The following is an 18,982-nucleotide window of genomic DNA, read 5'->3' as shown; positions in this document are numbered from 1 at the left end:
AATAGCCCTGCGGATTTCACGGCTACGTTAATTTCACCGTCCGTGCTAATACGGATATGGTGAACAATGTCGTGATGAGCCGGTCGCAGCGGCGAGTCGAAGATCGCGGCCGAGACGCGATTGACGAAATTTGAAAGATTCGACGGCGAGCGGACTGCGCTTCCCGGATGGGATGTTGAAAACAGCGCGGTGAGAGTCGAGTTCACAATAAAAAAACGGCGGGGAGATCCCCGCCGTTTTGATCTTGTATTTGGCGCTTATTAGCGGAGCAGCTGCAGCACGCTCTGCTGGCTCTGGTTGGCCAGCGCCAGCGCGGACACCGCGATCGACTGGCGGGTCGACAGCGCCTGGCTGTTCGCCGCTTCCTCGTTGGTGTCGGCCAGTGTCAGGTTCGACGAGCCGGTCTGCAGCACGTTGATCAGGTTCTTCGAGAAGTCCTGACGGATCTGCACGATCGACAGGTTCGAACCGAGGGTAGAAGCCTGCGTGCGCAGCTGGGTCGAGGCGCTGCTCAGGTCGGCAATAACCCTGTTGGTGGCGGCGTTGTCGATGAAGTCGACGCCGCTGGTCAGGTTCGCCAGGCCGAGACCGGCGGCATCAAAGTTGACGCCGGTGATGCTCAGGGTCGACTTGCCGGTTTCGTTGAACGTCAGCTTGAGCTGATCGCCGCTGAGCAGGTTGACGCCGTTGAACGACGCGTCCTGCGCAGTGGTGGTGATCTGGGCCAGGATGCCGTTGAACTGGTTCACCAAAGTGGCGCGGGTGTTCTGGGCCTGCACATCGGCGACAGGATCCACTGCGTTGGTGAAGGACAGGACAGCCGTCGCCGTGCCGCCGATCGCGCCGCCGGAGACCGACGATCCGAGCGTCGACGACGCATAGTCGTTAGCCGCCGAGATCGTGAGCTTGCCCGCAGAGTCGAGCGTGGCGATCAAGTTGTTGGCCTGCAACGCCGAGTTCAACTGATCGAGGGTCTTGACCGTGCCGTTGGTGCCGTCGCCGAAGGTGACGTTGACCGCCGTGCCGCCATTGAAGGAGGAGAAGGTCAAGGTCTTTCCGTTGATGCCGCCGGCCGCGGAAGTGCGGGCCGCCGTGAACGAATTGTCGGTGCCGGTGTTGCCGCCAAGGCCAAGCGCGCTCAACGCGTTGCCGGTGCCGGTGATCGCAAGATCCTGGCTGGTGCCGGTCGAAATCTTCAGCGTGCCGTTGGTGGCGATCGATGAGGCAACCTGACCGGAAGCGGTGGCCAAAGTAGCCGCGCCGCTCGCGTTCGTGGCGGTCTGCACGCCAGTTGCCAGGTCGACGGCCTTGAGCAGGTCGGCAATCGTAGCGGACTGGATGTAGACGGTCGAGTTTCCGTTGCCGTCGGTGACGACGTTGCCGCTCACGCCCGAGCCAGTCGGGACGTTCGCTGCAGCCGGAGTAGCGCCGGCGGCGAAGGTGATGGTGTGGCCGTTGACATAGAGCGACGAACCGGTCTGCAGCAGTGAGCCGAGCGTGCCGGTGCCGGTCGTGCGGGTCGCCGTAACGGTGGCCGTGCCCGAGCCGGTCGCCGGTGTGAGGCCGAGTGCGTTGAGAATATCAGCCTTGCCGCTGACCGAGAGATCGGCACCGGTCGAACTCTGCAGCGAGATCGCGCCGGCGGTGATCGACGAAGCAGTCTGGCCCGAGGCAGGGCTGGTGACCGTCGCGTTGCCGCCGCTGTTCACGGCGGACCGGACGCCGCTGGCAAGATCGATTGCCTGAAGCACGTCGCCCACCGTGGTGGCCGCGTTCAGGTAGACCGTCGAGTTGCCGCTGCCGTCGTTGACGACGTTGCCGCTCAGGCCCGAACCGGCCGGAACCGCCGTATTGGCTGGGGTCGCGGCTGACGTGAAGGTGATGGTCTTGCCGTTCACGGTGAGCACGTCACCGTCAACGAACTTGGTGGTAGCCTGCGTGGTCAACGCACTGGCGGCGCCATAGATCAGCGTGGCGTTTGTGATGGCAGCCGCCGAGTTGTCGTTCTTCGCCGTGCCGGTAGCAGCGCCGGAAACGCCGCCGAGTGCGGTCGTGGCGGTTGCCGCCGTCGCGCCGCCAGCCGCACCGGTGTAGAGCACGTTGCTGCTCGCGGTCGCGCTGGTGTAGCTCGTGGTGCCGCGCAGGTCAGCGGCGGTGGCGCCGGTGATCGTGGTGGAGACGTTCGATTTGGTGGAGTAGCCGACCGCGCTCTGCAGCGCCTGGTTGGCGATCGACTTCGCGGTATCGACCAGCTTCTGTAGCGAGGTGATGCCGGTGTTGGCGGCCTGCAGCACCTGCACGCCGTTACCGATGCCATCGAGGAGGTTGTTGATGTCACCGGCGCGCGAATCGAGCGACTGCGCGGTGAAGAAGTTGGTGGGGTTGTCGAGAGCCGTGTTGACTTTCTTGCCGGTGGCAAGGCGGTTCTGCGTGGTGGCGAGCAGATCAGCGGTCGACTGGAGGGAGAGGAGGTTCTGACGAACCGACGCGGAGAGGACAATGCCTGACATGTCTATTTCCTTCTGGTTTCGAAGCCATTTCTTTGGCCATGCCAGCAATACAGAGCGAGATTTAACAATGCCTCAACTTGACGGCTCTGATTTGCAGCAATCGGACACTGAACTGCCAATGGTTAAAGCTGACCTAAGCAGCAAACCGTAAAAACACGGTTAAGTGGCCATGACCGCGGCTCGCAAATCTTTCCGGTGCGTGCCGCGATCTCGTCGCGGGACGGCGGCGCCGGATTCTCACCTTCGGTGCTGCATGGTCGAACGATTATGCCGGGCTCGGCGGCTGCGCGCTTCAGCCGCCAGGGGCCAGAACCAAACATTCACATCGAGAAGGCGCCGTATTCGCCAGTCGCTAGTTCGACTGGACGATGCCGCTGAAACGTGAGCGGGCTTCGGCAAGACACTCGTTGACGACCGCCAGGAGCGCCCCCGGCGTGAACGGCTTGCGTAGGCAGCGCGCGGCACCGAGCTCGAGCGCCATGCGCAGGAAGTCCGGCGCCGGCGAGTCGAGATTGGCAAAGGCGTATCCCGACATCGCAACGAGCGGGATCGTCGGGGCGCGCTCGTGGAAAATCCTGATCGATTCGAAGCCGCGCATGTGCGGCATGAAGATATCGACGAGCATCAGGTCGTAGCCGGAGTCTTCCAGCGCGCGAAGCCCGGCTTCGCCACCATCGGCTACCGTCACCTCAAAGCCGTGACGCTCGAGATAGATCTCGATGGCCGCGCAGACCATGGGATCGTCATCGACGATGAGAACACGTGTCATGTCAGCCCCCGGAAGGTAGGACACGCTCCGGCCACCCGGCCGGGCGGTTCCACAAAAGGAACCTCTCGGCTGATCGTGGGGCAGCTTTATCTTGCGAATCAGTGCGCCAACCCATTTCCGCCGTAAGCAGGCCACCCTGTCTGCCCTGTACAGTGTATAAGCCCGGTTCCACGACCTGGCTGATCGAATTGGGAATTGTACTCGGGCTGCCCACACGACAGGTCGCGCCGTCGCTGCTTCGGTTCAGATCCGCCCGATGCAAGCAGCAACCGCGCGTCGATTTTCGCATGTAATGCCGGCGCCGCTTAAATCGCGAAGCGTCGGAGCGGGTCAAAGCCCATCTGACCCGATCGGCGCCATCAATCTACGGTTGCCCGACAACGCGGATCGACGATGGCCCGCGATTTTCGGAGCGACAGAGCACGGAAGTCGCGACGGTTGATCGGGACTTCCTTGTCACTTGCAGGTGCTCGCGACGACAGGCGCTGATCGATGCCGATTGTCTGCGTCCATTTTGTCAGTTTTTCTTGCCAATATAATGTGCAAGGATCATCCTGCAGTTCGGACTGTACGCAGCAGACGCCAGAGACCGGCTTGGCCGTAAGGCAGGAGACTGCTTTGGATTCAGCCCCTCGTTCTCCGAATGGATTTCTGTCCTCGCTGACCGCGGACGATTTCGAATTGATCCGCCCGCATCTGCGCGCCGCCGATCTCAGCCAGGACATGGTGCTGGTCGAAGTCGACGAAACGCTCAAGCGTGCGTATCTTCCGCACAAGGGCGTCATCTCGCTGGTCGTGAAGCTGGCGCGCGGCGAGCACGTCCAGATCGCGATGATCGGCCGCGACAGCATCTTCGGTGCATTCGCTGCCCTCGGCGACCCCGTGGCGTTGAACACCGCCGTGGTGCTGGTGCCGGGCGCCGCCTCGACGATCGATCTCGACCAGCTTCGTGTTGCCGCTGACCAGAGCGCAACGTTGCGTACCGCACTGGCGCGGCATGGCCTCGCCGTCTATGCGCAAATCCAGCAGACCGCCGGCTGCAATGCCTCGCATACGGTGGAATCCCGGCTGGCGCGGTGCCTGTTGCATACACGCGACCTCTCCGGCAGCGACAAGCTGGTCCTGACCCAGGAAGCGATGGCCCAGATGATCGGCGCACGCCGCAACAGCGTTTCGCTGGTGGCCCATACGCTGCAGCAGGCGGACTTCATCCACTACAGCCGGGGGCATATCGAAATCACCAACGTGGACGGCCTGATCAAGACGTCCTGCGAATGCTACGCGACGGTTAAGGCGCAGTACACGAGGCTGCTGCATCCGCGCATCCACAGCGCGGCTGCTTAGTCGCTTGCTGCGGTCGACCACGGCCGCAGCCCGATCTGCGATACGCATCGCACCGCCGTTACGCGCGAAGATTGCGACGGCCCCCGACCTCACCGTATTACTACGGCCAATCGCGGCTTCCGCGGCGTTTCAGCCCGCAGGCGATTAACGCGCTGTTCAACGAGCCCTGATAATTGTGACGGTGCTGACGGGTGCGGGTTCGAGACTCTTTCGCGTGCAACGCGCATTCACCTGTGTTCGGCGGCATACTGTTTGCGCGGAGTACGAACATGGCTTTTGACCTGTCGATGCCGATCCTGGTGGTCGATGACTACAGCACCATGATCCGCATTATCCGCAACCTTCTCAAGCAGCTCGGATTCGAGAATGTCGACGAGGCCAGCGATGGATCGGCTGCGCTCGCCAAGATGCAGAGCAAGCGATACGGCCTCGTGATCTCCGACTGGAACATGGAGCCGATGACCGGCTACGACCTGCTTAGGGAAGTCCGCGCCAGCCCGGAATTCTCCAAGACGCCCTTCATCATGATCACCGCGGAATCCAAGACCGAAAACGTGATCGCCGCGAAGAAGGCCGGCGTCAACAATTACATCGTCAAGCCGTTCAACGCCGCAACGCTCAAGACCAAGATGGAAGCGGTGTTTCCCGACGCAGCCGGCTGACGTCATCCCGAAAGGCGCGCGGTTAGCCGTACTTCTACGGTTTGAGATATTCACCTCCGGATAACGTTGACTGAGGATAGTTGCGTGGACCAAGGGAGTGCCCTCATGTTCACGTTTGAAACGAGCGATCAGAAAGAAGTGCGGCGTTTCCGTATCGCCCAGTTCAATGGCAGGACTGCAACCGTGCGTTCGGCCGGATCGGCGGTCACCGGCCACGTCCGCTCGATCGTGGAAAACAAGTCGAGCGTTCCGGCGGCGTGGACCATCACGATCGTCCCGGAAGTGCCGAAGCCGACGCTCTCGTCGCGGCCCGCGCCGCGGGGGCGCTCCTTCGTGGAAGATTTTTGCTGAACGGCAGAACGGCCCGATCGCGGCGGATCGAGATGCCGGCTCGGCCTGTGATCGATCGGACCGGACCGTCGTCAAGATCGCGAACAGTTCATATGGGCTTGTCACACGGGCTTGGGATTGAGACGGGCGAATCCGGCCTGAGTCCGGTACGGATAGTAGGGATAGGCCGGCATGACGTCGCTGGCCGCGTCCAGCCGCCGAATCTGCTCCTCGCTCAGCGACCAGCCAACCGCACCGAGATTGTCGCGGAGCTGCGCCTCGTTCCGGGCGCCGACGATCACCGAGCAAACGGTCGGCCGAGTCAGGAGCCAGGCGATCGCAATCTGCGGCACGCTCTTCCCTGTTTCGTCCGCGACTTCGTCCAAGACATCAATCACGCGATAGAGCCGCTCGCCCTCGACCGGCGGGCCCCATTGCGCCGTCTCGTGAAGGCGACTGTCTTTCGGCAGTGGCTGACCGCGCCTGAGCTTGCCGGTAAGCCGGCCCCAACCGAGCGGACTCCACACCATAGCACCCACGCCCTGATCGAGCCCGAGCGGCATCAGCTCCCATTCGTAGTCGCGTCCAACAAGGGAATAGTAGACCTGATGCGCCACGTAGCGCGGCCAGCCGTGACGCTCGGCAAGGTCGAGTGATTTAATCACCTGCCAGCCGGAGAAGTTAGAGACGCCGACATAGCGCACCTTGCCGGCACGCACCAACACGTCGAGCGCGTAGAGCACTTCTGCAATGGGTGTACCCGCATCAAAAGCGTGGAGCTGCAGCAGGTCGATATAGTCCGTGCCCAGCCTTCTCAGGGACGCATCGATGGCGCCGAGCAGGCGGTGACGAGATGAGCCGGCGTCAAACGGACCATCACCCATTGGCAGGCTTGTCTTTGTCGAGATCAATAGTTTGTCGCGGCGGCCTTTGATCGCTGCACCCAGTATCTCTTCGGACGCGCCGTTCGAATAGACATCGGCAGTGTCGAACAGCGTAACGCCGGCGTCGAGACAAATGTCGATCAGCCGCCGTGCTTCCTCGGCATCCGAGCGGCCCCAGGCGGAGAACAGCGGGCCTTGGCCGCCGAAGGTGGCCGCGCCGAAGCTGAGGACCGGCACCTTCAAGCCCGAGGCACCGAGATTACGATATTCCATGATCTACACTCCTATTCTGCGGGACACGTGATCGAGCTTGCGGACACCCGGTCGAGCCGCAGGCTCCAGAACGCCAGCGCGAGACCGAGGGCCGTGATAACCGCTGCGACTACTGGCAAGGCGGCGAGGCCGAGACCGCGATCGATGGTCACGCCGCCAGCCCAGGCGCCTAGCGCGTTGCCAAGGTTGAAGGCGGCGATGTTCAGGCTGGAAGCAAGGTTCTGCCCGGCCGTTCCCGCCTTCTCGATCACGCGAATCTGGAGCGGCGCGACCGTGGCGAAAGCTGCCGCGCCGAGCAGGCCGATCAGCAGCACGGCCGGCGCCTTGGCAGGGAGCGCGAGCGCAAGCACGACAAGGACGATGACGAGGCCGGCAAGGGTTCCGATCAGAGCACGCGGCAAGCCACTATCTGCAAGCCGTCCCCCGGCGATGTTGCCGATCGATAGCCCGACGCCGAATACGAGGAGGATCGGCGAGACCGCCGCCTCCGAAAATCCGGTGATCCTGGTAAGGATCGGCTGAATATAGGTGAATACCGTGAAGAGACCGGCGAACCCAAGCACGGTCATAGCCAACCCGAGCTGCACCTGCGGCCGCGCGAGCACCGTCAGCTCTTCGCGCAGCGATGTGTTCTCGCCGTTGCGGCCCACATGGTTCGGCACCAGCAGGGCAAGCACGATGAACGCGACGACGCCGATCGCCGCCACGGCCCAGAACGCGGACCGCCAGCCGAACGACAGGCCGAACCAGGCACCGAAAGGCACACCAAGCAGCGTGGCGGCCGTCAGGCCCGTAAACATCATCGCGATCGCCGAGGCCCGCTTGTCTTGTGCGACAAGCCCTGTCCCCACAACCGATCCGACGCCGAAGAAGGTACCGTGCGCGAGCGAGGTCAGAACGCGCGCTGCCATCAGCGCGGCATAGCTGGGCGCGACTGCGCAGGCGGCATTTCCGAGCGTGAAGATCGCCATCAACGCCAGCAGCACCGCCTTTCTCGGCATTCGGCGCGTGGCGAGCGTCAGGATCGGTGCGCCGGCGAAAACCCCGAGCGCGTAGCCGGAAATCAGCAGGCCGGCGGCCGAGACGGAGACCTGCATGTCGGCAGCGACCTGTAGCAGCAGACCCATGATGATGAACTCGGTCGTGCCGATGCCGAAGGCGCCAGCGGTAAGGGCGAGGACGGCAACAGGCATGGTTTTGGCTCCCGATCAGCAGTGATCGGCCAATAATGATGCGTCGCGTCATCTGGAACTAGAGGGAGACAATTCCATTCATTTATGAGATGAATTCATCATGCCTCGCTTCGACACCAACCGTGCCGCCGAGATGGAAGTATTCGTGCGGGTCGTCGACCTCGGCGGTTTCACTGCGGCGGCGCGCGAGTTCAAGCTGACGCCTTCCGGCGTCAGCAAGCTTGTGTCGCGGCTCGAAGCGCGGCTCAGCACACGCCTCATCAACCGCTCAACGCGCAAGCTACAGCTCACGCCCGAGGGGCAAGCCTTTTACGACCGGACCATGCGCATTCTAGCCGATATGGACGAGGCCGAGCGCGAGGCATCGGCAGGCGCCTGTCCCCGCGGCCATCTCCGGGTCAATAGCAACGTCCCGTTCGGGATGCGTCACATGATGCCGCTAGTGCCTCTGTTCCTTGCGCAAAATCCCGAGGTCACGCTCGATATCATGCTCTCGGACACGGTCATCGACCTGTTGGAAGAGCGCGCCGACATCGCCATACGCGTGGGCCCGCTTCGGGAATCGAGCCTCGTGGCGCGCAAGCTCGGTACGAGCCGAATGGCCGTTGTGGCATCGCCGGACTACCTTGCGCGGCACGCAGCTCCTCGCACTCCAGGCGATCTTGCGCGCCATAAAGGCATCGGCTGGACCTTCTCGCGCATCGTCGAGGGCTGGCCGTTTCGCAAGGGCAAAGGCATCGAGTCGCTATCACCGCCACCTGTTGCGCGGGCAAGCGATGGCGAGGCCGCGCGCCTTCTCGCCCTCGGCGGCGCGGGACTTGCGCGCCTTGCCCTGTTCCATATCGGTCCCGATATCGAGGCGGGCCGTCTCGTGCCTGTTCTGGAGGATTTCAACCCGGGTGACTGCGAGGATGTTCACGCCGTCTTTCTAGGCCAGGGCGGTCCCCTGCCCGCCCGTGTGCGCGCGTTCATCGACTTCCTGGGCGATCACGTCCGCATCGACAGCGTCAGCCTCGCGCGCGGTCGCCAGGGAAAATGGAAAGTGGCAGTTCCCAACCCACATGGCCGGCCGCGGGACGCGTGATGATTGCAACGAGCTTCGCTTCGCCTTGCTGTCGGTCGATTGGCGCAAATGGCGTCTCATGGCAAACAATGGCCAGGCCTGGGCCGCGGATCGCAAGCATGGGTTCGCGAAAAATCAGGCGGGCTGCAGCAGCGCCTTGCGAACCAGATCCGCGGTGTTGCGGGCGCCGAGCTTGCGCATGGCCTCGGCGCGATGGCTCTCGAATGTCCTTGGGCTGATATTCATCCGCAAGGCGCCTTGCTTGTTGGAGTAACCTTCGCTGATCAGGCTCAGCACCTCGCGCTCGCGCCTGGTCAGAGGCTTCTGCCCGGACTCCTGGGCCAACAACAGGCCCGGCCTGCGGGCGCCATCCGCGGAGCGGCCGACGTGGCCCTCGCTCGCCTGCTTGCGAACGGCGTCGGACGCTTGATGATTGTCCGACATCTGTTTCACCAGAGCGTGGACACGTTCGGTTTGCTGAAGCGCGTTCTCCACCACCTGTTGCAGGTAGAGCCGGTTGCCGGATCCTTGCGGAAACTGGTGGCTGTGCTGCTTGATCTCATTCATGTAGAGCAGCAGCGCTGTCAGCGGTCCGTTCAGCTGCCGCGCGATCGCCGCTCCCGCCTCTTCCGCGGCACGCGAGCGCGCAGCGGATAGCTGGACGATCTCAGGATTCTCTTCGAGAGGTGTGATGTTTTCCATCCACTTCGTGAAGTGCGAATCAGCGGCGCGATGATCTTGTCCCGACATATAACTATTTTATCGGTTCCACCCTCTTCCATAGTTAATTTCTTAACCGGTAAGAATACGGAGAATTCCGCCAGCGCGTCCCACCGCCTGACTAGATTGGGTTAAAAATCACTCGAAATTCGATATTTTTGACGAAAATGCGTGATCCGAACAAGAGCGCCTTAGGCCGCTGGTCCCGTATTTTTAACGGTGAGAGCATTTGCTTTGTTAATAGATCTCAGCCGTCTCGACGTGGGTTTCCCGGCGGCGCACGGCGTCTCTCGTTCCCTCGACACCCGTTCCGCGCGCACCGGCGTGCTTCACGGCATCGCCCTGACGAATACGGCTGAGAGATCGTTCGGCCGGAAAGTGAGGCCAGGACTGCCGCACCGAGTTCTATCCGACCTACGCTTACAAGGCGATCGGCACCGCAGCGCACGAGAAGGCGCAGTAGGCTTAAGGTCAGCCGAGCCTGGAGATCTGCTCCTCGGTCACGACGCGCTCGACATTCTCGGATTTGCTCCTGATGCGATAGCGTGGGCGGCCGTCGGCTTCGATCGGCAGGCAGGAAACGATGGTGTAGACGCTTCGTTCTTTCGCCGTGGCACGGCCCTGCGGCCCCTGCTGCTGGTGATGGACGTCGTCGTTGATCGCGAAGTTATGAGCCATCGTCGGTCTTCCCGCTGAAAAAGCGCTTGTAGTCTCAACGGCCTGGTAACGCAACACATTGTCCGCCTGATGTGCTTCGGATTTGAGGTCCACCGTGTCAGGCCGTCAGGAGCGCCTTTCGCCTGCCTACACGCGCGATCGATTTCTCGATCGCCGAACCGGACAAGGTTCCCTCGCGCAGGCCTTCTGCGATGTATTCGGCAATCTTGGCCATCTCCTGTTCCTGGTCGAACAAATTGTTGCCGATGCAGAGCATATCCATGCCGGCTTTGAGCGATTGCAGGCTGGCTTCCCGCGTGCCCAACGCCTTCTGCAATCCTTGCATCTGCATGTCGTCGGTGATCAGGAGCGTATCCGGAAGGCGCTTGCGCAAACGCGCCAAGCCCTGCCGCGGACAGCGTCATCGGGCAATGTTCGTCCCATTGTCTGACGATGGCGTGGCTAACCAGCACTGCATCGCCGAACATTTTTGGCGCAAGCGAATAGAACAGCTCTTCCTGCTCACCGCGAAAGGCATCGGAGATATCCATGAATTCCTGATGCGAATCCACCACCGCGCCGCCGATGCCGGGGAAATGCTTCAGGCACAGGCCGATGCCCTGCGCCCGCGCCACCTCGCTTGCCAGCAACGCATTGGCTTCCACCTCGGCGATGTCGGCGGAGTAGGCACGCTTGATTCTGCCGATATTGGGGTTGTCAGGATTGTAGTCGACGTCGATGACAGGCGCGAAATCATAGTGGATGCCGAGCCGCCGCATCTCGGCAAAGCTCGCGGTGAGGATCGCGTGCTTTTGATCCGGTGCAAGGAGATTGAATTCCCTCGCACTGGGAAGCGGCGCAAAGCCGCGGTTTTCCTTCAGCCGCCGCACCAATCCACCTTCCTGGTCGATGAACACCACCGGCCCCGACGGCAGCGCGGAAATCTCGGCGCAGAGGCGTTGCACCTGTTCAGGCGATTCAATGTTGTTGTCGTATTCTCGCGTCCGACAGGAATAGTCGAACAGGATCACCCCGCCGAGACCGTAGCGGGCCGCAAATTCCTTCAGCCAATTGGGAACGATCTTGCCGAAGAAGCCGAGGATGAAGAGTTCGCCGATGTCATTCATTGTGGCGGCCCTCCTTCGATAAGGCACATCGGCGCGCACCCGATCTCGATCAACCAAGCACTATCAGCGCGTCGAGGTCGATCTCGGTCAATGTCCCGTTCGTGTCTCCACCAGATTTTTTCGTTGAGCGGCTGATTGCCGGGGCTTGAACAGGCGCCACCGGAGTTTCGGGTCGAGATGTCGAGTCGTCTGCAGGCAGTCTGCTCAATTTCCTCTCGAGGGATCGCCAGCAGCATCAGTACCGGACGCTTCCGGCGCTACGTTCGCCGACGCACCCCGGTCGGTCCAATCCGGCGGCAGCCCAATCCTCTCTCCGATCATGCCGGTCAGTCCCGGCGCTCGCCCGAATGCTTCACAAATCGCCTCCTTCGACGCGCCACCGAGAGAGGCCTTCAGGCTGCCGATGGATGGCGGCGCGGAGATCTTCCCGAACGGACTCTCGGCAGTAACAAGCAATTTCCCGAAATCGTCTCCGAAAGCACTGGCGAGATCATAGGCATCCCCGTCGCTCGATACGCGCGGAGCGCTGGTGAAGGAATTCGCTCCGCGGGCCCAGATCATGGCAGCCTTTTGGTTGCCGCTGCGATCACGGACCTCGGCCTCGACTGACAGGCTCCCGAGTCCGATCGGAAGCCGCGGCACAGGGATGGGCACACCGGGAGCCACGACGGACGGTACAACGCTTGCGACCTTGGAGACGCCGGCGGCCGTCGCATCGGTCGGCGCAATGTGGGTAATGACCGCCCGGACACTCAAGTCCGCCGCTTCCGTCGGTGCTACAATTCGGAAGCGCTCGCTCAGCGCAAAACACATCGCTCTGTTTACCGCATTCTTGATTAGGCTGCGCTGCTGGTCCGAGAACGGCTCTCTTGCCGCGGCTACCGTGAATGCGGTTGGCTCGATCCGCGCGGTCTTCGCGCCGAGAACATAAGCTTTGCTGACCCGAACTTGCGACTTGGTCAGAAGATCATCGGACGGCGTCAGATTGTCGTAAGAGGCTAACGACCCGGACCGATCCAGTGGTGCGGTCGCGCAACCGGCAGCCATCAAGCCCAGCGTCGGGGCCAGGACCCATCTCATGGCGAGGCAACGAGGCCAACCTCCGATCCCTGGACCATGCGCCGGGAACGCGCGACCGGAACAGGAGAAAGCGCGGTGCCGGGCGCCGTTGCCAGGATTGGTTGCCATGTCGCATTCCAGCGCGTGAGCGTCGTCCCGTTGCCGTCGAAGGCCAGGTCGAGGAAAGCCAGAGTGAGTTCCGCGGTCGCAGCCTTCACCTTCGGATTCAGCGCCGGGCCGCCTGTGAACGAGCGATCTGTAAAGATGCTGTGCGAGCCGCCTTCGAATACAGCAAGCAGCTTGCGGGGTGTGGCAATGCCGTTGAAAACGGTTAACCGATCGGCAGCGGGCGAGTGGTATCCGGGAATTTCGATGACGTCGTTGGTCGCAGTCACGTGCAGGTTCGGAACCGTGATCTTGCTCAGCACCGAAGCAAGATCGGACTCGCCATAGAACGGCGGCGCCGAGATCACGATCGCCGCCGCAAAGCGCGGGTCGCGGGCCTCGACCCACTGCCCTTCACGCATCACGCGGGCGCCAACCGCAAGAAGGGCCGTGTTCGCGCCATATGAATGTCCGGCCGCCACGATACGCCGACGATCGATCTGGGTGCCGTAGGGGCTCGACAGCACGCGGTCCAGGGCGAAGCGCAGATCCCAGGCCCGCGCAAGCGCCTCGCTCTCATGAGCCGCTCGCTGCAAGCGGTTCACTACGGTGAGAGGATTGCCGACCCAGAGCGACGAATCGCTGCCCGCATGCTGAACATGCAAACTCGCAATGCCGCGGGCGGCCCAATATCGCCCCAGATAACTGTAGCCGCGGCGGGAGCCACCCATGCCATGGGAGAACACGATGAGCGGCACGCGCAAACCCGACGCGACACTCGTGGGCCAATGCAGACGCGCCGGAACGGCCCGCGAACGCGCGGGATCGACCCAGTCGAAATCAACGAAAGCGGGCGCGGCGGATTGCGCTCGCGCTGGATTTACCGGAGCGGCGGCCGTGATTGCGACGGCGAGCAGCATGGCACCGAGGCACCGTCGCGTCATGTTGGCCGCCACGATTGTTTCGCCCCGGCCACCCGCGAGAGCGGATTGAACATGCCGCGAGGGAGTATCGCCGCCCACCCTGCTCTTCATAAACACACCTTGAACACAATTCGCACTGGGTGTAATCTTATATTGCACTGAGTGTAATTTTGCAAGATAACAAATTCGTATCAGAGCTGGTCATGGAAAGTTCGGCTCCCAAGGAGGAACGTCCCCGCGAGCGGAAGCGGCGCGAGACGCTGCATCGTATCGCCGAGCAAGGCCTGAAACTGTTTTTGACCCGCGGCTATGAGGCTACCACGCTCGACGCGATCGCGGAGGCAGCGGGAATCTCGCGGCGGACGTTCTTCTACTACTTCAAGTCCAAGGAAGAGATTCTGCTGGCGTGGCAGGACGGCGGTTTCACCGAGACCCTGCGAACCGCCGTGCTGGAGCAATCGACCAGACAGTCGCCACTCAACGCGGTGAAGAGCGCCTTATTGGAGCTGACGATCCGTTTTCAGGCCGATTACAAGCAAACCAGGGTGATCGAACGCCTGATATGCGCGAACGAAGCGCTACGCATACGACATCAGGCGAAATATATAGAGAAAGAACAAGCGGTATTCGACGCACTCTGCCAGATGTGGCCGCAGCCCAAGCGACAGCCTGCGCTCCGCATCGTCGCCATGATCTCGATCGGAGCGCTTCGTCTTGCGATCGACAACTGGAACCGGGACCAGGGAAAACGACCTATCGCCATTTATCTCAAAGAGGCGTTCGCCGACCTGAAGTCGGAGATTTGAAACGCCCGCGGCTCGCCCGTTGCCAGGCTCGAGAGTTCGGCCCAGGCACACGCCATTGACGCAAGGTCAATCCCTTCTGCCGCCTGCCCGGACTCTGTCCTGAGATCGACGATGTCATCAACATCAACATTGTAGGCGCAGATCGTCAAAGGATCGAAGCGAGTGCTTCGCTTCATCGCGGCTCGCTGCACCGAAGCGCAAGAGGGCGGGTGCTTGGCTGCAAGTTCAATACGCGTCGAACGGAACCGGCAAAAGAAAGCCGAGTTCCGGCTGCGGCAAGCTGGATATGTGACGCCTCGCACATTTGTCGGCGCGCAGGTGGGCTAGGCTTCAGTCCGCGAGAGGTGCTGTGGAGAGACTTAGTCCGCGTCAACCGCTCGACCTCTTACGAGATGCTGCTTGCGTAACGAGCAGGCGATTGTCGACCAGGCTGAAAATTCCGGGTGCCAGGTGCGGCTCAGACGCCGTTTTGGCACGAGAGAACAAAGCTGAAAGCGTATACAATGCGGCGCATCCCAAATCTCCGATCGATCAACCCAATCGCAAACCGATCATTGCGGCCAGGATTTCGTTGCGCGATTCCGAAGGCCGTGAAGCGAGCGGTGGTAGCAACTGCATGCTGCTTCACTCTGCTGATCGGCCTCCAACCTGCTCTTGCCGACGCCGCGTCCGATAGGGACATGGCCACTCGCTACGAGCAGGCGGCGCAAGCGGGCGATGATGAGGCCCAGTTCTACCTCGGGGCGCTCTATTCGTCAGGCGTCGGTCGTCCGCGCAGCGACCAGGAGGCATTTCGCTGGTTCTTGCGCGCGGCCGATCAGGGACATGCCCATGCCATGCTGATCTTCGCCGGCCTTTACGCGAGCGGGCGCGGCGTAGCGAAGGATAACGTGAAGGCCTATTCCTGGGCCCACATCGTCGCTTCTGCGAGCAAGCTCGACGAGGACCGCAACGGTGCGCGGCAACTGATGACCCTCCTCATGAAGAAGATGACGAGCGACGAGATCGGCCGCGCCGTGGTGGCCGCAAGAGCCTGGCGCGCCGTTCGGGTTGCCGGCGCGGCCAGGGACTCCGTCAAGGCTTCCGACAAGGCTTCGAAAATCGAAAGAGCACTAGACAGCTCGGACCAACCCGAGCCGGCCGCGCCTCCACCTGCACCCGCCGTCGTGCAGCCAGCGCCCGCCGCCGCGCCGCCGCCTGCTGTGTCGCAGCCGGCTTCATCCAACATCACGGTGTTGCCGGCATCTCCCAAGGCCACGTCGGCAGCTCCAGTGAAGAGTGCGAAGAAAGAAGATGTTCGTGATCTGCTCGACCAGGTTCCACCGGGACTGCGCAAGCGGTTTGGCTTCTGATTCAGGGGACGCGCCATGAAATTGCAGCATCTGATCGCAACCGGCATTCTGGCCGTCGCCACGGCAGGAGTTGGCTATTACGCCTATCCCCATTTGCTTCGTGCACCGTTGGTGACCACCAGCATTGCGGGCCTCGCGCCGGTCTCCGAAGCGGTTTACGGCACCGGCACCGTCGAGCCCGAGCGCTGGGCCAAAGTGGTGCCGCTGCAGCGCCGCCGGCTGGTCGAGCTTTGCAGATGCGAGGGACAGGTGGTGAAGGCCGGCCAGATTCTCGGCCGCCAGGACGACGCGGAGGAGCGCAGCGCGCTGGATCAGATGGAGATCAATCGCGGCCAGCTCGAACGTGATCTGGCACGCGCCGAGAAGGATCGCGACAAAAGCGACGCCGCGCGCACCGAATACGAGCAGCGCTGGACCAAGCTTGAGGAAACGAAATCGCGGATCGCCGCGCAGAAGGTACGGCTCGATTCGCTGCTGCTGAGAGCTCCGCTCGACGGCATGGTGCTGCGGCGCGACGGCGAGGTCGGCGAGATCGCCGGCCCCACGGATGTCTTGTTCTGGGTCGGACCGCCTGCGCCGATGCAGGTCGTTGCCGAAATCAATGAGGAGGAGATCAACCGCATCGCGGCCGGCCAGAAGGCTCTTCTGCGAAGCGAGGCTTTCCCCGGAAGGGCGCTGCGAGCCACGGTCTCACAGATCACGCCGAAGGGCGACCCGACCCGCAAGACGTTCCGCGTCTATTTGCGACTGCCACAGGATACGCCGCTGCGAATTGGCATGTCAGTCGAGACCAATATCATCGTCCGCGAGAAGCCGGCGACTATCGTCGTGCCTGCAGAAGCCGTCGCAGGCGATTCGGTCCAGATGGTCGATGACGGCCGGGTCAGACGCGTGCCCGTGAAAGTCGGCATCCGAGGCAGCCGCAACATCGAGATCATGGGCGACGTATCCAAGGGCACCCCCGTGCTTTCACCCGCACGCATTGATCTCGCTGACGGCGCCAGGATTCGCATCGACCACAGTTCGACCAGAGCTGTGGAGCCGGCGGCCGCGAGTGAACCGATCGATCAGCCAGCCGCAACACCGGAATCAGCCGTGGTAGCCGCGGTCAACACAGCTTCTTCGGATCCCGATGATGCGGTGATTTCGGCAGCCATGACCGCCCACATCGATTCCGTCGTGAACGACGCCCGTCGCAACCTCATCAGTAACAGCCGGTAGCCGCCGTGAAGCTTCTGTTCAACATCGCATGGACTCACGTCAGCACCCGGGTGCGGCAGACCCTTGTGGGCATGGCCGGCGTATCCATGGGAGTAGGCTTCACCATCATGATGGCGGGCCTGATGCAGGGTTCGCAACTCGACTTCCTGCGGCAGCTCGTCGACACGATGCCACACATCACGGTCGAGGATGAGCGGCGCTCCGTGCCGACGCAACCCGCAGAGCAGGAATATGCGGCGGTCCAGATGTCCGACATCGCCAATATCGGCAAACGTCCCGGAATCAAATATCCGGAATCGGCGATGAGTTCACTGCGCTCCTGGATACCCGGCGACGTGGCTCCCTCGGCGAAGACCACCGCGATCATCAATCACGGCGGCGCGCGCATCGGCATCACCTTGTCCGGTATCGACCCCCGCCGTGAGGTTCAGGTCTCGAAACTTGCCACGCAAATGCGTGAGGGAAAGCTCGATGACCTTTCACGCGCGCCGAACGGCATCATCATGGGCGAGGCGCTGGCCGAAAAACTCGGCGTGAAAACCGGCAACACCGTCCTCTTGATCGGCGGCCAGGGCGTCCAACTGAATTCGACGGTTGCTGGGCTATATCGCTCCGGCCTGAAGCGCGTCGATGAGAGCCAGATTTATTCGCTGATGGGCCCCGCGCAGGTCATGATGGGACAAAGCGGGGTCGTCAACCAGCTCCGACTGCGGTTGAACGATCCCATGTCGGCGCAAAAGGTCGCAGCCCAGGTCGAAGCGCAGACCGGCTACAAATCAGTGTCCTGGCAGGAAGCCAATGCCGACTTGCTGTCATCGTTTACCGTGCGCGATTTCATCGTGCTTACCGTGATGGGCGCGATGTTGCTGACATCGTCCTTTGCCACCTACAACATCATCTCGACGATCACACACGAGAAGCGCCAGGACATCGCGATCATGAAATCGCTGGGCATGCGCGAGTACGCGGTGCGGTGGATTTTCATCATCGAAGCCGCCATCATCGGCGTGGTCGGCATCCTGTTCGGGTGGATCCTTGGTTACCTGCTCTGCTACGGCTGGTCGAAGATCACGATCTTCAATCCGCTGACGGGCGCAACCGTTCCGCTTCAGATCTATTACTCGCTGACGCACTATGTGATCGTCGGCGGCATTTCCCTTGTCTGCTGCGCAGGGGCGGCCTACTTCCCGGCGCGCAAGGCAACCTGCGTCCATCCAGTTGAAATCATTCGGGGGGCATCATGACCGAGGTCGCTTTGCAAGCGGTGGAGCTGGTTCGCCGCATCGAGGGCGCGGTTTCGCACACCCTCGTCAATGGTATCGATCTTGCGGTGAACAAGGGCGAATTCGTCGCCATTACCGGCCCGTCGGGATCGGGCAAATCGTCGCTGCTCTATCTGTTGGGCCTGCTCGATGCTCCCAGCGAAGGCGAGGTCATGATCTGCGGCCAGCCCACCTCGAAATTGTCGGAGACGGAACGGGCCGACGTCCGCCTGACCAAATGTGGCTTCGTCTTCCAGTTTCATTTCCTGCTGCCGGAGTTCACTTCGCTCGACAATGTGCTGCTGCCGATGCGCGCAGCGGGTAAAATGACCGAAGGCGAGATGCGCGAGCGCGGCCTTGCTCTGCTTGGCTCGCTTGGGCTTGGTGAGCACGCCAACAAGCGTCCCAACCAGCTCTCCGGCGGCCAGCGCCAGCGCGTCGCCATCGCCCGCGCGCTTGCCAACCGTCCCGAGATCATCGTCGCCGACGAGCCGACCGGCGCCCTCGACACCGCGTCGACGGAACAGGTGTTTTCGATCCTCCGCGACATCGCCGATCAGGGCCAGACCGTGGTCGTGGTGACCCACGATCCAGCGCTCGCCGCCCGCGCCGACCGCCGCATCCACATCGTCGACGGTAAGATCGCTGAGATCACGGGGCGCGGTGGCGGCGAGCTGGTTTGTGAGGCGGTGAATTAATCAGAGTTTGGCGGAGAGGGAGTC

At 62.2% G+C, this 18,982-nt stretch carries 18 protein-coding genes and 1 pseudogene; 9 read left to right on the top strand and 10 right to left on the bottom strand.

What is annotated here, in order from left to right; all coding sequences use genetic code 11:
* Window positions 1-260 precede the first annotated feature (260 nt).
* Complete coding sequence (locus RX328_RS02245) at window positions 261-2,510, bottom strand: DUF1522 domain-containing protein (RefSeq protein ID WP_213252713.1); 2,250 nt, start codon at window positions 2,508-2,510, stop codon at window positions 261-263.
* A gap of 352 nt (window positions 2,511-2,862) precedes the next feature.
* Entirely contained in the window at window positions 2,863-3,279 is a 417-nt protein-coding gene (locus RX328_RS02240; RefSeq protein ID WP_213252714.1) for a response regulator, read from the bottom strand.
* Between the two features lie 618 nt (window positions 3,280-3,897).
* Between RX328_RS02240 and RX328_RS02235 the strand changes: the two genes are divergently transcribed.
* From RX328_RS02235 to RX328_RS02225, 3 genes are all read left to right on the top strand, one after another.
* Window positions 3,898-4,623 (top strand): Crp/Fnr family transcriptional regulator, encoded by a 726-nt coding sequence (locus RX328_RS02235; RefSeq protein ID WP_249726586.1) that lies wholly within the window; start codon window positions 3,898-3,900, stop codon window positions 4,621-4,623.
* A gap of 269 nt (window positions 4,624-4,892) precedes the next feature.
* The gene (locus RX328_RS02230; RefSeq protein WP_171583268.1) at window positions 4,893-5,285 is read left to right on the top strand and encodes a response regulator; all 393 of its coding nucleotides are present in this window, start codon (window positions 4,893-4,895) and stop codon (window positions 5,283-5,285) included.
* A gap of 105 nt (window positions 5,286-5,390) precedes the next feature.
* Window positions 5,391-5,636: a hypothetical protein gene (locus RX328_RS02225; protein WP_213252716.1), complete on the top strand. Its 246-nt coding sequence runs from the start codon at window positions 5,391-5,393 to the stop codon at window positions 5,634-5,636.
* A 101-nt stretch (window positions 5,637-5,737) separates the two neighbouring features.
* On the opposite strand, the gene RX328_RS02220 is transcribed toward RX328_RS02225, so the two are convergent.
* Both RX328_RS02220 and RX328_RS02215 read right to left on the bottom strand, forming a co-directional pair.
* A complete protein-coding gene (locus RX328_RS02220; protein ID WP_213252717.1) occupies window positions 5,738-6,772 on the bottom strand; it encodes an aldo/keto reductase in 1,035 nt (344 codons plus the stop codon).
* 11 nt (window positions 6,773-6,783) lie between these two features.
* Window positions 6,784-7,965 carry an MFS transporter gene (locus tag RX328_RS02215; protein WP_213252718.1) on the bottom strand — a complete coding sequence of 394 codons (1,182 nt, stop codon included), beginning with the start codon at window positions 7,963-7,965 and terminating at the stop codon, window positions 6,784-6,786.
* A 100-nt stretch (window positions 7,966-8,065) separates the two neighbouring features.
* Between RX328_RS02215 and RX328_RS02210 the strand changes: the two genes are divergently transcribed.
* Complete coding sequence (locus tag RX328_RS02210) at window positions 8,066-9,049, top strand: LysR substrate-binding domain-containing protein (RefSeq protein WP_213252719.1); 984 nt, start codon at window positions 8,066-8,068, stop codon at window positions 9,047-9,049.
* A 114-nt stretch (window positions 9,050-9,163) separates the two neighbouring features.
* Here RX328_RS02210 and RX328_RS02205 read toward each other — a convergent pair whose 3' ends face one another.
* The 6 genes and pseudogenes from RX328_RS02205 to RX328_RS02180 all read right to left on the bottom strand — a co-directional run bounded on the left by RX328_RS02205 (window position 9,164) and on the right by RX328_RS02180 (window position 13,640).
* Window positions 9,164-9,730, bottom strand: coding sequence for a response regulator transcription factor (locus RX328_RS02205; protein WP_409410827.1), 567 nt, complete (start codon window positions 9,728-9,730; stop codon window positions 9,164-9,166).
* Window positions 9,731-10,219: 489 nt separating this feature from the next.
* The gene (locus tag RX328_RS02200) at window positions 10,220-10,426 is read right to left on the bottom strand and encodes a hypothetical protein (protein ID WP_213252721.1); all 207 of its coding nucleotides are present in this window, start codon (window positions 10,424-10,426) and stop codon (window positions 10,220-10,222) included.
* Between the two features lie 97 nt (window positions 10,427-10,523).
* Entirely contained in the window at window positions 10,524-10,799 is a 276-nt protein-coding gene (locus RX328_RS02195; protein WP_283772384.1) for a glycoside hydrolase family 3 N-terminal domain-containing protein, read from the bottom strand.
* A 70-nt stretch (window positions 10,800-10,869) separates the two neighbouring features.
* Window positions 10,870-11,532: pseudogene (locus tag RX328_RS02190) on the bottom strand (glycoside hydrolase family 3 N-terminal domain-containing protein); the annotation flags it as partial.
* A 204-nt stretch (window positions 11,533-11,736) separates the two neighbouring features.
* Complete coding sequence (locus tag RX328_RS02185; protein WP_213252722.1) at window positions 11,737-12,612, bottom strand: DUF3313 domain-containing protein; 876 nt, start codon at window positions 12,610-12,612, stop codon at window positions 11,737-11,739.
* Window positions 12,609-13,640, bottom strand: a complete 1,032-nt coding sequence (locus tag RX328_RS02180; RefSeq protein WP_213252723.1) for an alpha/beta hydrolase family protein — start codon at window positions 13,638-13,640, stop codon at window positions 12,609-12,611. Before RX328_RS02180 ends, RX328_RS02185 begins: the two co-directional genes overlap by 4 nt.
* Before the next feature lie 182 nt (window positions 13,641-13,822).
* On the opposite strand from RX328_RS02180, the gene RX328_RS02175 reads away from it, so the two are divergent.
* The 5 genes from RX328_RS02175 (at window position 13,823) to RX328_RS02155 (ending at window position 18,958) form a co-directional block, all read left to right on the top strand.
* The gene (locus tag RX328_RS02175; RefSeq protein WP_213252724.1) at window positions 13,823-14,425 is read left to right on the top strand and encodes a TetR/AcrR family transcriptional regulator; all 603 of its coding nucleotides are present in this window, start codon (window positions 13,823-13,825) and stop codon (window positions 14,423-14,425) included.
* Between the two features lie 680 nt (window positions 14,426-15,105).
* Entirely contained in the window at window positions 15,106-15,777 is a 672-nt protein-coding gene (locus RX328_RS02170; RefSeq protein ID WP_213252725.1) for a tetratricopeptide repeat protein, read from the top strand.
* Between the two features lie 15 nt (window positions 15,778-15,792).
* Window positions 15,793-16,998, top strand: coding sequence for an efflux RND transporter periplasmic adaptor subunit (locus RX328_RS02165; RefSeq protein ID WP_213252726.1), 1,206 nt, complete (start codon window positions 15,793-15,795; stop codon window positions 16,996-16,998).
* Window positions 16,999-17,003: 5 nt separating this feature from the next.
* Window positions 17,004-18,242, top strand: a complete 1,239-nt coding sequence (locus RX328_RS02160) for an ABC transporter permease (protein WP_213252727.1) — start codon at window positions 17,004-17,006, stop codon at window positions 18,240-18,242.
* Window positions 18,239-18,958, top strand: coding sequence for an ABC transporter ATP-binding protein (locus RX328_RS02155; RefSeq protein WP_213252728.1), 720 nt, complete (start codon window positions 18,239-18,241; stop codon window positions 18,956-18,958). Before RX328_RS02160 ends, RX328_RS02155 begins: the two co-directional genes overlap by 4 nt.
* Window positions 18,959-18,982: the final 24 nt, after the last annotated feature.

Origin of the sequence: Bradyrhizobium sp. sBnM-33 (genome assembly GCF_032917945.1) — a bacterium.
GTDB lineage: Bacteria > Pseudomonadota > Alphaproteobacteria > Rhizobiales > Xanthobacteraceae > Bradyrhizobium.
The sequence above is the reverse complement of the archived record's forward strand: the minus strand, read 5'-3'. Positions and strand labels throughout refer to the sequence as shown.

Coding starts and splice junctions, on each gene's coding strand:
- RX328_RS02245 (WP_213252713.1), bottom strand. CDS start 2,510: ATGTCAGGCATTGTCCTCTCCGCGTCGGTTCGTCAGAACCTCCTCTCC.
- RX328_RS02240 (WP_213252714.1), bottom strand. CDS start 3,279: ATGACACGTGTTCTCATCGTCGATGACGATCCCATGGTCTGCGCGGCC.
- RX328_RS02230 (WP_171583268.1), top strand. CDS start 4,893: ATGGCTTTTGACCTGTCGATGCCGATCCTGGTGGTCGATGACTACAGC.
- RX328_RS02225 (WP_213252716.1), top strand. CDS start 5,391: ATGTTCACGTTTGAAACGAGCGATCAGAAAGAAGTGCGGCGTTTCCGT.
- RX328_RS02220 (WP_213252717.1), bottom strand. CDS start 6,772: ATGGAATATCGTAATCTCGGTGCCTCGGGCTTGAAGGTGCCGGTCCTC.
- RX328_RS02215 (WP_213252718.1), bottom strand. CDS start 7,965: ATGCCTGTTGCCGTCCTCGCCCTTACCGCTGGCGCCTTCGGCATCGGC.
- RX328_RS02210 (WP_213252719.1), top strand. CDS start 8,066: ATGCCTCGCTTCGACACCAACCGTGCCGCCGAGATGGAAGTATTCGTG.
- RX328_RS02205 (WP_409410827.1), bottom strand. CDS start 9,730: ATGGAAAACATCACACCTCTCGAAGAGAATCCTGAGATCGTCCAGCTA.
- RX328_RS02200 (WP_213252721.1), bottom strand. CDS start 10,426: ATGGCTCATAACTTCGCGATCAACGACGACGTCCATCACCAGCAGCAG.
- RX328_RS02185 (WP_213252722.1), bottom strand. CDS start 12,612: ATGAGATGGGTCCTGGCCCCGACGCTGGGCTTGATGGCTGCCGGTTGC.
- RX328_RS02180 (WP_213252723.1), bottom strand. CDS start 13,640: ATGACGCGACGGTGCCTCGGTGCCATGCTGCTCGCCGTCGCAATCACG.
- RX328_RS02175 (WP_213252724.1), top strand. CDS start 13,823: ATGGAAAGTTCGGCTCCCAAGGAGGAACGTCCCCGCGAGCGGAAGCGG.
- RX328_RS02170 (WP_213252725.1), top strand. CDS start 15,106: ATGGCCACTCGCTACGAGCAGGCGGCGCAAGCGGGCGATGATGAGGCC.
- RX328_RS02165 (WP_213252726.1), top strand. CDS start 15,793: ATGAAATTGCAGCATCTGATCGCAACCGGCATTCTGGCCGTCGCCACG.
- RX328_RS02155 (WP_213252728.1), top strand. CDS start 18,239: ATGACCGAGGTCGCTTTGCAAGCGGTGGAGCTGGTTCGCCGCATCGAG.